This is a genomic window from Staphylococcus sp. HL28 (assembly GCF_021117155.1).
GTDB classification, from domain to species: Bacteria; Bacillota; Bacilli; order Staphylococcales; family Staphylococcaceae; genus Staphylococcus; species Staphylococcus warneri.
The window spans coordinates 2304119-2316164 of sequence record NZ_CP088218.1 but is presented as its reverse complement, the minus strand read 5'-3'; the positions used below and the strand labels follow the sequence as shown (position 1 = coordinate 2316164).

At 40.8% G+C, this 12046-nt stretch carries 6 protein-coding genes, 8 tRNA genes and 3 rRNA genes; all 17 read left to right on the top strand.

Annotation, left to right across the window (positions count from 1 at the left end):
* Positions 1 to 178: 178 nt before the first annotated feature.
* Positions 179 to 1060 (top strand): Hsp33 family molecular chaperone HslO, encoded by an 882-nt coding sequence (gene hslO, locus LPC11_RS11335; RefSeq protein WP_002465687.1) that lies wholly within the window; start codon positions 179 to 181, stop codon positions 1058 to 1060.
* A 172-nt stretch (positions 1061 to 1232) separates the two neighbouring features.
* On the top strand, positions 1233 to 2165 hold the full coding sequence (cysK, locus tag LPC11_RS11330; RefSeq protein ID WP_002465696.1) for a cysteine synthase A: 933 nt from the start codon (positions 1233 to 1235) through the stop codon (positions 2163 to 2165).
* Positions 2166 to 2371: 206 nt separating this feature from the next.
* Entirely contained in the window at positions 2372 to 3175 is an 804-nt protein-coding gene (folP, locus tag LPC11_RS11325; protein ID WP_023374623.1) for a dihydropteroate synthase, read from the top strand.
* Positions 3153 to 3518 carry a dihydroneopterin aldolase gene (gene folB / locus LPC11_RS11320; RefSeq protein ID WP_002465711.1) on the top strand — a complete coding sequence of 122 codons (366 nt, stop codon included), beginning with the start codon at positions 3153 to 3155 and terminating at the stop codon, positions 3516 to 3518. The genes folP and folB overlap by 23 nt, the downstream gene beginning before the upstream one ends.
* The gene (gene folK / locus LPC11_RS11315; RefSeq protein ID WP_023374624.1) at positions 3519 to 3998 is read left to right on the top strand and encodes a 2-amino-4-hydroxy-6-hydroxymethyldihydropteridine diphosphokinase; all 480 of its coding nucleotides are present in this window, start codon (positions 3519 to 3521) and stop codon (positions 3996 to 3998) included. It abuts the gene before it with no gap.
* Between the two features lie 323 nt (positions 3999 to 4321).
* Positions 4322 to 5809: a lysine--tRNA ligase gene (gene lysS, locus LPC11_RS11310; protein ID WP_023374625.1), complete on the top strand. Its 1488-nt coding sequence runs from the start codon at positions 4322 to 4324 to the stop codon at positions 5807 to 5809.
* 394 nt (positions 5810 to 6203) lie between these two features.
* Positions 6204 to 6318: ribosomal RNA gene (rrf, locus tag LPC11_RS11305) — 5S ribosomal RNA — on the top strand.
* A gap of 11 nt (positions 6319 to 6329) precedes the next feature.
* Positions 6330 to 6405: transfer RNA gene (locus LPC11_RS11300), tRNA-Val, on the top strand.
* A gap of 7 nt (positions 6406 to 6412) precedes the next feature.
* A tRNA-Thr gene (locus LPC11_RS11295) sits at positions 6413 to 6488 on the top strand.
* Positions 6489 to 6494: 6 nt separating this feature from the next.
* Positions 6495 to 6567 (top strand) — tRNA-Lys (locus tag LPC11_RS11290).
* Positions 6568 to 6602: 35 nt separating this feature from the next.
* Positions 6603 to 6677: transfer RNA gene (locus tag LPC11_RS11285), tRNA-Gly, on the top strand.
* 7 nt (positions 6678 to 6684) lie between these two features.
* Positions 6685 to 6773: transfer RNA gene (locus LPC11_RS11280), tRNA-Leu, on the top strand.
* A 10-nt stretch (positions 6774 to 6783) separates the two neighbouring features.
* Positions 6784 to 6860, top strand: a tRNA-Arg gene (locus LPC11_RS11275).
* Positions 6861 to 6882: 22 nt separating this feature from the next.
* Positions 6883 to 6956 (top strand) — tRNA-Pro (locus LPC11_RS11270).
* 12 nt (positions 6957 to 6968) lie between these two features.
* A tRNA-Ala gene (locus tag LPC11_RS11265) sits at positions 6969 to 7044 on the top strand.
* A 122-nt stretch (positions 7045 to 7166) separates the two neighbouring features.
* A 16S ribosomal RNA gene (locus LPC11_RS11260) occupies positions 7167 to 8719 on the top strand.
* 380 nt (positions 8720 to 9099) lie between these two features.
* Positions 9100 to 12021 (top strand): 23S ribosomal RNA (locus tag LPC11_RS11255).
* The 16S, 23S and 5S rRNA genes sit together here with 8 tRNA genes alongside, the layout of an rRNA operon.
* Positions 12022 to 12046 lie beyond the last annotated feature (25 nt).

The following is a 12046-nucleotide window of genomic DNA, read 5'->3' as shown; positions in this document are numbered from 1 at the left end:
ATATAAATAAAGCAATGTATATTTTTATAAATAATGTTTGTATAAACAAACAACCAAATTTATCTTGAAACAAATCATTTCATGAAAGTAAACAACAGATGTATAATAGTTATTCGAAAATAATATTTATTAAAAGAAACGAAGCATCGTAAAGATATATAAAAGGAGTAAATAAATAATGACACATGACTATATTGTTAAAGCACTAGCGTTTGATGGTGAAATTAGAGCATATGCAACATTAACAACAGAATCAGTACAGGAAGCTCAAACAAGACACTATACGTGGCCAACAGCTTCAGCTGCAATGGGAAGAACGATGACTGCTACTGTAATGATGGGAGCAATGCTAAAAGGAGATCAGAAATTAACTGTAACGGTTGACGGTCGTGGCCCTATTGGTAGAATTATTGCAGATGCAGATGCTAAAGGTAATGTACGCGCTTATGTGGATCATCCACAAACACATTTCCCATTAAACGAACAAGGAAAATTAGATGTTAGAAGAGCTGTAGGGACAGAAGGTTCTATTCAAGTGGTTAAGGATGTAGGAATGAAAGATTATTTTTCCGGTTCAAGTCCAATAGTATCTGGTGAACTAGGAGAAGATTTTACGTACTATTATGCGACAAGTGAACAAACACCATCTTCTGTTGGTTTAGGGGTACTTGTTAATCCAGATAATACGATTAAAGCAGCAGGCGGATTCATTATCCAAGTGATGCCTGGTGCTAAAGAAGAAACAATCAGTAAATTAGAAGAAGCAATTAATCAAATGACACCAGTATCTAAACTAATTGAGCAAGGATTGACACCTGAAGGAATTTTAAATGAAATTCTTGGAGAAGAACATGTCCAAATTTTAGAAACATCACCTGCACAATTTGAATGTAATTGTAGCCATGAAAAATTCTTGAATGCTATTAAAGGATTAGGGGAAGCAGAAATTACAGATATGATTAAAGAAGATCATGGTGCGGAAGCAGTTTGTCACTTCTGTGGAAATAAATATAATTATAGTGAAGCAGAGCTTAACCAATTATTAGAATCAATGGCATAAATTCAACAGAAGTTTATTACAAATTAAATTAGGGAATTTACTAAATGTATGTCGATAAATATGCATAAGACTTTGTAGGATATATTTGTTTTTTTTAGAAAATTCTGATAGAATATAAATATCCGATAAAATGACTAAGTTTTATTAATTCTATCTATAAGGAGTGTTTGGAATGGCACAAAAACCAGTAGAAAACATTACGCAAATTATTGGAAACACACCAGTAGTTAAATTGAGAAACGTTGTTGATGAAGATGCGGCAGATATTTACGTTAAATTAGAATATCAAAATCCAGGTGGTTCAGTTAAAGACCGTATAGCTTTAGCTATGATTGAAAAAGCTGAAAAAGAAGGTAAAATTAAACCTGGAGATACTATTGTGGAGCCAACAAGTGGAAACACAGGTATTGGTTTAGCATTTGTATGTGCAGCTAAAGGATACAAAGCAGTGTTCACAATGCCTGAAACAATGAGTCAAGAACGTCGTAACTTATTAAAAGCATATGGTGCAGAATTAGTATTAACACCTGGATCAGAAGCGATGAAGGGTGCAATTAAAAAAGCCAAAGAACTTAAAGAAGAGCATGGTTACTTTGAACCTCAACAATTCGAAAACCCAGCAAACCCTGAAGTTCATGAACTTACAACTGGTCCAGAATTAGTTGAACAGTTTGAAGGTAAAACAATCGATGCTTTCTTAGCTGGCGTAGGTACTGGTGGTACATTATCTGGTGTAGGTAAAGTTTTAAGACAACAATACCCTGATATTGAAATAGTTGCTATCGAACCAGAAGCTTCACCAGTTCTAAGTGGTGGAGAACCAGGACCACATAAATTACAAGGTTTAGGTGCTGGATTTGTTCCGGATACGTTAAATACAGACATTTACGATAGTATTATTAAAGTAGGCAATGAAACTGCTATGGAAATGGCACGTCGTGTTGCAAAAGAAGAAGGTATTTTATCAGGAATTTCTTCTGGTGCCGCTATTCACGCTGCTATTCAAAAAGCTAAAGAATTAGGTAAAGGTAAAACAGTAGTAACAGTATTACCAAGTAATGGTGAACGTTACTTATCTACACCTTTATACTCATTTGATGACTAATTATATAAGTTACCAAAGCGAAGTCGGGATAGATCGACTTCGCTTTTTTTATTTGGTTATATGCGTATGAGTATATTCAATTCATTTTTACTTTTATTTAGAGTAGTTTATTTAATTTTTACCACTGAAATTATGTTGAAAGTAGTGATATCATTATAAGTGATATGAAAAAGCATGAAATATTTCAAAAAAGAAAAGGTGATTAAATGTCAAAAACTAAAATTATGGGCATACTTAACGTAACGCCAGATTCATTTTCAGATGGTGGGAAATATAATTCTGTTGAAAAAGCAGTTTCGCGAACGAAAGAAATGATTGATGAAGGTGTTGATATAGTTGATGTAGGTGGTGTTTCAACTCGACCTGGGTATCAAGAAGTTACTCTAGAAGAAGAGTTGAATAGAGTTATACCAGTTGTTGAAGCATTGATAGGGCTTAATGTACAAATATCAATTGATACATATAGAAGTGAAGTAGCAGAAGCTTGTTTGAAGTTAGGCGCTACAATGATTAATGATCAATGGGCTGGTTTGTATGATCCTAAAATATTGAATGTTGTTGCTCAATATGATGCAGAAATTGTTCTAATGCATAATGGGGATGGTAAAAGAGATAAGCCAGTTGTAGATGAAATGCTTGTTACCTTATTAGCACAAGCCAATAAAGCTGAAATGGCAGGTATCCCACATTCAAAAATTTGGCTAGATCCTGGGATAGGGTTTGCTAAAACTAGAGATGAAGAAAATGAAGTGATGGCACGACTTGATGAGTTAGTTGCAACAGATTATCCGATTTTATTGGCTACTAGTCGTAAAAGATTCATTAAAGAAATGATAGGTGGAGAATCAAAAGCCCTTGAAAGAGACGAAGCTACAGCAGCAACAACTGCTTATGGTATAATGAAGGGCGTTCAAGCTGTGAGAGTACACAATGTTAAACTTAATTCACGTATTGCACAAAGCATGGATTTTCTAAAGGAGAATGAAAATGAACGACATCATATTTCTTAATGGAATGCGATTTTATGGTTATCACGGTGCATTGCCGGCAGAAAATGAAATAGGTCAAATATTCATAGTAGATATTACTTTGAAAGTAGATTTACATGATGCTGGTCAATCAGATGATGTGAAAGATACGGTCCATTATGGAGAAGTCTTTGAAGATGTTAAAGAGATTGTTGAAGGAGAACCTTCTAATTTACTAGAACATCTAGCAGAACGTATTGCCAAACGTATAAATTCACACTATAATCGTGTAATGGAAACGAAAGTTAGAATAACTAAAGAAAATCCTCCAATACCAGGACATTACGATGGGGTAGGTATAGAAATAGTGAGGGAGCGTAATTAAATGGTTAAAGCATATTTAGGATTAGGAAGTAATATAGGTGATAGAGCACATCAATTACAACAAGCCATCCGAATTATCGACCAATACCAATACATTGATGTTACCTCTATATCTCCTATCTATGAAACAGAGCCAGTTGGTTACACTGATCAACCACAGTTTCTTAATTTATGTATAGAAATAGAGACAACATTAGATCCTCAGGAATTATTAAAGAGATGTTTAGAAACGGAAGAAGCACTTCACCGTGTAAGGAAGATTCGATGGGGGCCTAGAACGCTAGATGTAGATATTTTACTGTATGGAAATGAAATCATTGAAGAAGATAATTTAATCATTCCTCACCCGAGAATGGCGGAACGCGCTTTTGTGCTTATTCCATTGAATGATATCGCATCGAAACACATTGAACCCCGTTCCCAAAAATTGATTGAAAACTTAGTAATAGCAGATAGTACAGTTAAAAGATATGTGTCTTAATGGGTAACGAAGAGATTGATGATGTGAGACACTACATAGTGACTTAAATTATTTAATTCTAGTTGTTTGTGAAAATATATTGAGGTTTAACAGTTAAAGATAAAGTAGTAAATACTTTATTAGAACATTGCCGTTTAGTAAAATGATATGGTGAGAAGATAGATGTTATGAAAAGATTTAGCACGCTTCTTGGCATCGCTATATTTAGAGTGGATAAAAGTGACTCTAAGATAACAAAGAGGAATGATTGAAATACCTAAATATTTCTAACAAAATGTATAAAATAAATAATTGGAAAACAAGAAGCAAAAGGAGAGAAAGTTATGTCAGAAGAAATGAACGACCAAATGCAGGTACGCCGACAAAAACTACAAGAATTAAGAGATTTAGGAATTGATCCATTTGGTCAACGATACGATCGTTCTGCTTCAGCAGCTGAATTAAAAGCGGCTTGGGACGAATTCTCAAAAGAAGAATTACATGAAAAAGAAGAAGAGAGTCATGTTGCGATAGCAGGTCGTATTATGACTAAACGCGGAAAAGGTAAAGCAGGATTTGCACATGTGCAAGATCTTTCAGGACAAATTCAAATTTATATTAGAAAAGATCAAATTGGAGAAGAACAATTTGATTTATGGAAACATGCCGATCTAGGCGATATTGTCGGTGTTGAAGGTGTAATGTTTAAAACTAATACTGGTGAATTATCAGTTAAAGCAAAATCATTCACGCTATTAACTAAAGCTTTACGACCATTACCAGATAAATTCCACGGATTACAAGATATAGAACAACGTTATCGTCAACGTTATTTAGACTTAATCACAAATCAAGATAGTACACGAACATTTATTAATCGTAGTAAAATCATTCAAGAAATGCGTAATTATCTAAACCAAAAAGGTTTCTTAGAAGTGGAGACACCAATGATGCATCAAATCGCTGGAGGTGCTGCTGCTAGACCTTTTGTGACACACCATAATGCATTAGACGCTACTTTGTATATGCGTATAGCTATCGAATTGCATTTAAAACGTTTAATCGTAGGCGGATTAGAAAAAGTATACGAAATTGGTCGCGTATTCCGTAATGAAGGTGTATCTACACGACATAACCCTGAATTTACAATGATTGAATTGTATGAAGCTTATGCAGATTACCATGATATTATGGACTTAACAGAATCAATGGTTAGACATATTGCTCAAGAAGTACTTGGATCAGCTAAGGTTCAATATAATGGAACTGAAATTGATTTAGAATCTTCATGGAAAAGATTACACATTGTTGATGCTGTGAAAGAAGCTACAGGTGTAGATTTCTATAATGTGAAATCTGATGAAGAAGCCAAAGCACTAGCAAAAGAACATGGTATTGAAATTACTGATAATATGAAATATGGTCATATTTTAAATGAATTCTTTGAGCAAAAAGTAGAAGAGACATTAATCCAACCAACATTCATATACGGTCATCCAATTGATATATCTCCATTAGCTAAGAAAAATCCGGAAGATCCTAGATTTACAGATAGATTTGAATTGTTTATCGTAGGAAGAGAACATGCTAATGCCTTTACTGAGCTTAATGATCCTATCGATCAAAAAGAACGTTTTGAAGCTCAATTAGTTGAAAAAGAGCAAGGTAATGATGAAGCGCATGAAATGGACGAAGATTATATCGAAGCATTAGAATACGGTATGCCTCCTACTGGTGGTTTAGGAATAGGTATTGATAGATTAGTTATGTTATTAACTGATTCACCATCAATTAGAGATGTATTATTATTCCCTTATATGAGACAAAAATAATATAGTGGAAAACACCAATCACAATAGTGGTTGGTGTTTTTATGTAATGTAATAGAAAAAAAGGAGATGAAATTAATTATTCTATTAAAATAAAGGTTACGTTTGATAAATAAAAGTTACTTATTTACTGATAGAAAGTAATAATACCTATAGTTTAGAAGGATGATCTGTGGTAGAATAGATCAAGTGGAAAAGGCGAAGGAATTGCACTTCAGTCTTTCGAAAAAAATATAAATAATCTATTGACTTTCTTAAGTGAATGAAGTAATATATAAAAGTCGTCAAAAACACGTAGCGTAGTTAACGAAATGTAAAATTAATTTTAATAAAGTGTAAAATTAACTATTGAAATGGTCTTAACAAACGTGTATTATTAATAAAGTAAGTTAATTTGTCTGGTGGCAATAGCAAAGAGGTCACACCTGTTCCCATGCCGAACACAGAAGTTAAGCTCTTTAGCGCCGATGGTAGTCGGACTAACGTTCCGCTAGAGTAGGACGTTGCCAGGCAATAAATAACAGGAGAATTAGCTCAGCTGGGAGAGCATCTGCCTTACAAGCAGAGGGTCGGCGGTTCGAACCCGTCATTCTCCACCATTTAATAGCCGGCCTAGCTCAATTGGTAGAGCAACTGACTTGTAATCAGTAGGTTGGGGGTTCAAGTCCTCTGGCCGGCACCATCTTTTGAGCCATTAGCTCAGTTGGTAGAGCATCTGACTTTTAATCAGAGGGTCAGAGGTTCGAATCCTCTATGGCTCATTACGATTTTATTTATACTTTTTAAGCGAAATAATGCAGAAGTAGTTCAGCGGTAGAATACGACCTTGCCAAGGTCGGGGTCGCGGGTTCGAATCCCGTCTTCTGCTCCATTATTTTGCCGGGGTGGCGGAACTGGCAGACGCACAGGACTTAAAATCCTGCGGTGAGAGATCACCGTACCGGTTCGATTCCGGTCCTCGGCACCATCTTTAATAAGCGCCCGTAGCTCAACTGGATAGAGCGTTTGACTACGGATCAAGAGGTTATGGGTTCGACTCCTATCGGGCGCGCCATTTTAAAGAATATAACTACATACGGGAAGTAGCTCAGCTTGGTAGAGCACTTGGTTTGGGACCAAGGGGTCGCAGGTTCGAATCCTGTCTTCCCGACTTCTTAAAAATGGGGGCTTAGCTCAGCTGGGAGAGCGCCTGCTTTGCACGCAGGAGGTCAGCGGTTCGATCCCGCTAGTCTCCACCATTATTTATTTCATTAAATGAACATTGAAAACTGAATGACAATATGTCAACGTTAATTCCAATAATGTAACGAAAGTTACAACAATTAATTTAGTTTTATGAGCTAATCAAACATCATAATTTTTTATGGAGAGTTTGATCCTGGCTCAGGATGAACGCTGGCGGCGTGCCTAATACATGCAAGTCGAGCGAACAGATAAGGAGCTTGCTCCTTTGACGTTAGCGGCGGACGGGTGAGTAACACGTGGATAACCTACCTATAAGACTGGGATAACTTCGGGAAACCGGAGCTAATACCGGATAACATATTGAACCGCATGGTTCAATAGTGAAAGGCGGCTTTGCTGTCACTTATAGATGGATCCGCGCCGTATTAGCTAGTTGGTAAGGTGACGGCTTACCAAGGCAACGATACGTAGCCGACCTGAGAGGGTGATCGGCCACACTGGAACTGAGACACGGTCCAGACTCCTACGGGAGGCAGCAGTAGGGAATCTTCCGCAATGGGCGAAAGCCTGACGGAGCAACGCCGCGTGAGTGATGAAGGTCTTCGGATCGTAAAACTCTGTTATCAGGGAAGAACAAATGTGTAAGTAACTGTGCACATCTTGACGGTACCTGATCAGAAAGCCACGGCTAACTACGTGCCAGCAGCCGCGGTAATACGTAGGTGGCAAGCGTTATCCGGAATTATTGGGCGTAAAGCGCGCGTAGGCGGTTTTTTAAGTCTGATGTGAAAGCCCACGGCTCAACCGTGGAGGGTCATTGGAAACTGGAAAACTTGAGTGCAGAAGAGGAAAGTGGAATTCCATGTGTAGCGGTGAAATGCGCAGAGATATGGAGGAACACCAGTGGCGAAGGCGACTTTCTGGTCTGTAACTGACGCTGATGTGCGAAAGCGTGGGGATCAAACAGGATTAGATACCCTGGTAGTCCACGCCGTAAACGATGAGTGCTAAGTGTTAGGGGGTTTCCGCCCCTTAGTGCTGCAGCTAACGCATTAAGCACTCCGCCTGGGGAGTACGACCGCAAGGTTGAAACTCAAAGGAATTGACGGGGACCCGCACAAGCGGTGGAGCATGTGGTTTAATTCGAAGCAACGCGAAGAACCTTACCAAATCTTGACATCCTTTGACCGCTCTAGAGATAGAGTCTTCCCCTTCGGGGGACAAAGTGACAGGTGGTGCATGGTTGTCGTCAGCTCGTGTCGTGAGATGTTGGGTTAAGTCCCGCAACGAGCGCAACCCTTAAGCTTAGTTGCCATCATTAAGTTGGGCACTCTAAGTTGACTGCCGGTGACAAACCGGAGGAAGGTGGGGATGACGTCAAATCATCATGCCCCTTATGATTTGGGCTACACACGTGCTACAATGGACAATACAAAGGGCAGCTAAACCGCGAGGTCAAGCAAATCCCATAAAGTTGTTCTCAGTTCGGATTGTAGTCTGCAACTCGACTACATGAAGCTGGAATCGCTAGTAATCGTAGATCAGCATGCTACGGTGAATACGTTCCCGGGTCTTGTACACACCGCCCGTCACACCACGAGAGTTTGTAACACCCGAAGCCGGTGGAGTAACCATTTATGGAGCTAGCCGTCGAAGGTGGGACAAATGATTGGGGTGAAGTCGTAACAAGGTAGCCGTATCGGAAGGTGCGGCTGGATCACCTCCTTTCTAAGGATATATTCGGAACATCTTCGTAGAAGATGAAGGAATAACATTGACATATTGTATTCAGTTTTGAATGTTTATATAACATTCAACATATCTTCTTTTTCAAAGAAAGCGATTCGCAGACAATGCGTTGAGTTACTTTAAAGCGGAGTTTACTAGAGTAAATGAGTATTTAAAGTAATGATAACAAAGCAGTATGCAAACGCTTGACTGGAAATAGAACTTGTACATTGAAAACTAGATAAGTAAGTAAAATAGATTTTACCAAGCAAAACCGAGTGAATTAGAGTTTTAAAGCTTGAATTCATAAGAAATAATCGCTAGTGTTCGAAAGAACACTCACAAGATTAATAACGCGTTTCCTGTAGGATGGAAACATAGATTAAGTTATTAAGGGCGCACGGTGGATGCCTTGGCACTAGAAGCCGATGAAGGACGTTACTAACGACGATATGCTTTGGGGAGCTGTAAGTAAGCGTTGATCCAGAGATTTCCGAATGGGGAAACCCAGCATGAGTTATGTCATGTTATCGATATGTGAATACATAGCATATCAGAAGGCAGACCCGGAGAACTGAAACATCTTAGTACCCGGAGGAAGAGAAAGAAAAATCGATTCCCTGAGTAGCGGCGAGCGAAACGGGAAGAGCCCAAACCAACAAGCTTGCTTGTTGGGGTTGTAGGACACTCTATACGGAGTTACAAAAGTATATATTAGACGAATCATCTGGAAAGTTGAATCAAAGAAGGTAATAATCCTGTAGTCGAAAATATATACTCTCTTGAGTGGATCCTGAGTACGACGGAGCACGTGAAATTCCGTCGGAATCTGGGAGGACCATCTCCTAAGGCTAAATACTCTCTAGTGACCGATAGTGAACCAGTACCGTGAGGGAAAGGTGAAAAGTACCCCGGAAGGGGAGTGAAAGAGAACTTGAAACCGTGTGCTTACAAGTAGTCAGAGCCCGTTAATGGGTGATGGCGTGCCTTTTGTAGAATGAACCGGCGAGTTACGATTTGATGCAAGGTTAAGCAGCTAATGTGGAGCCGTAGCGAAAGCGAGTCTGAATAGGGCGTTTAGTATTTGGTCGTAGACCCGAAACCAGGTGATCTACCCTTGGTCAGGTTGAAGTTCAGGTAACACTGAATGGAGGACCGAACCGACTTACGTTGAAAAGTGAGCGGATGAACTGAGGGTAGCGGAGAAATTCCAATCGAACTTGGAGATAGCTGGTTCTCTCCGAAATAGCTTTAGGGCTAGCCTCAAGTGATGATTATTGGAGGTAGAGCACTGTTTGGACGAGGGGCCCTTCTCGGGTTACCGAATTCAGACAAACTCCGAATGCCAATCAATTTAACTTGGGAGTCAGAACATGGGTGATAAGGTCCGTGTTCGAAAGGGAAACAGCCCAGACCACCAGCTAAGGTCCCAAAATATATGTTAAGTGGAAAAGGATGTGGCGTTGCCCAGACAACTAGGATGTTGGCTTAGAAGCAGCCATCATTTAAAGAGTGCGTAATAGCTCACTAGTCGAGTGACACTGCGCCGAAAATGTACCGGGGCTAAACATATTACCGAAGCTGTGGATTGTCCGTAGGACAATGGTAGGAGAGCGTTCTAAGGGCGTCGAAGCATGATCGCAAGGACATGTGGAGCGCTTAGAAGTGAGAATGCCGGTGTGAGTAGCGAAAGACGGGTGAGAATCCCGTCCACCGATTGACTAAGGTTTCCAGAGGAAGGCTCGTCCGCTCTGGGTTAGTCGGGTCCTAAGCTGAGGCCGACAGGCGTAGGCGATGGATAACAGGTTGATATTCCTGTACCACCTAGTATCGTTTTAATCGATGGGGGGACGCAGTAGGATAGGCGAAGCGTGCTATTGGATTGCACGTCCAAGCAGTAAGACTGAGTGTTAGGCAAATCCGGCACTCATAAGGTCAAGCTGTGATGGGGAGAGGAAATTGTTTCCTCGAGTCGTTGATTTCACACTGCCAAGAAAAGCCTCTAGATAGATAACAGGTGCCCGTACCGCAAACCGACACAGGTAGTCAAGATGAGAATTCTAAGGTGAGCGAGCGAACTCTCGTTAAGGAACTCGGCAAAATGACCCCGTAACTTCGGGAGAAGGGGTGCTCTTTAGGGTTAACGCCCAGAAGAGCCGCAGTGAATAGGCCCAAGCGACTGTTTATCAAAAACACAGGTCTCTGCTAAACCGTAAGGTGATGTATAGGGGCTGACGCCTGCCCGGTGCTGGAAGGTTAAGAGGAGTAGTTAGCTTCTGCGAAGCTACGAATCGAAGCCCCAGTAAACGGCGGCCGTAACTATAACGGTCCTAAGGTAGCGAAATTCCTTGTCGGGTAAGTTCCGACCCGCACGAAAGGCGTAACGATTTGGGCACTGTCTCAACGAGAGACTCGGTGAAATCATAGTACCTGTGAAGATGCAGGTTACCCGCGACAGGACGGAAAGACCCCGTGGAGCTTTACTGTAGCCTGATATTGAAATTCGGCACAGCTTGTACAGGATAGGTAGGAGCCTTTGAAACGTGAGCGCTAGCTTACGTGGAGGCATTGGTGGGATACTACCCTAGCTGTGTTGGCTTTCTAACCCGCACCACTTATCGTGGTGGGAGACAGTGTCAGGTGGGCAGTTTGACTGGGGCGGTCGCCTCCTAAAAGGTAACGGAGGCGCTCAAAGGTTCCCTCAGAATGGTTGGAAATCATTCATAGAGTGTAAAGGCATAAGGGAGCTTGACTGCGAGACTTACAAGTCGAGCAGGGTCGAAAGACGGACTTAGTGATCCGGTGGTTCCGCATGGAAGGGCCATCGCTCAACGGATAAAAGCTACCCCGGGGATAACAGGCTTATCTCCCCCAAGAGTTCACATCGACGGGGAGGTTTGGCACCTCGATGTCGGCTCATCGCATCCTGGGGCTGTAGTCGGTCCCAAGGGTTGGGCTGTTCGCCCATTAAAGCGGTACGCGAGCTGGGTTCAGAACGTCGTGAGACAGTTCGGTCCCTATCCGTCGTGGGCGTAGGAAATTTGAGAGGAGCTGTCCTTAGTACGAGAGGACCGGGATGGACATACCTCTGGTGTACCAGTTGTCGTGCCAACGGCATAGCTGGGTAGCTATGTATGGACGGGATAAGTGCTGAAAGCATCTAAGCATGAAGCCCCCCTCAAGATGAGATTTCCCAACTTCGGTTATAAGATCTCTCAAAGATGATGAGGTTAATAGGTTCGAGGTGGAAGCGTGGTGACACGTGGAGCTGACGAATACTAATCGATCGAAGACTTAATCAAAATTTATGTTTTGCGACGCAAAATC

Bases quoted from the DNA above. Each gene is read 5' to 3' on its own strand.
- cysK (WP_002465696.1), top strand. From the start codon at position 1,233: ATGGCACAAAAACCAGTAGAAAACATTACGCAAATTATTGGAAACACA.
- hslO (WP_002465687.1), top strand. From the start codon at position 179: ATGACACATGACTATATTGTTAAAGCACTAGCGTTTGATGGTGAAATT.
- lysS (WP_023374625.1), top strand. From the start codon at position 4,322: ATGTCAGAAGAAATGAACGACCAAATGCAGGTACGCCGACAAAAACTA.
- folK (WP_023374624.1), top strand. From the start codon at position 3,519: ATGGTTAAAGCATATTTAGGATTAGGAAGTAATATAGGTGATAGAGCA.
- folP (WP_023374623.1), top strand. From the start codon at position 2,372: ATGTCAAAAACTAAAATTATGGGCATACTTAACGTAACGCCAGATTCA.
- folB (WP_002465711.1), top strand. From the start codon at position 3,153: ATGAACGACATCATATTTCTTAATGGAATGCGATTTTATGGTTATCAC.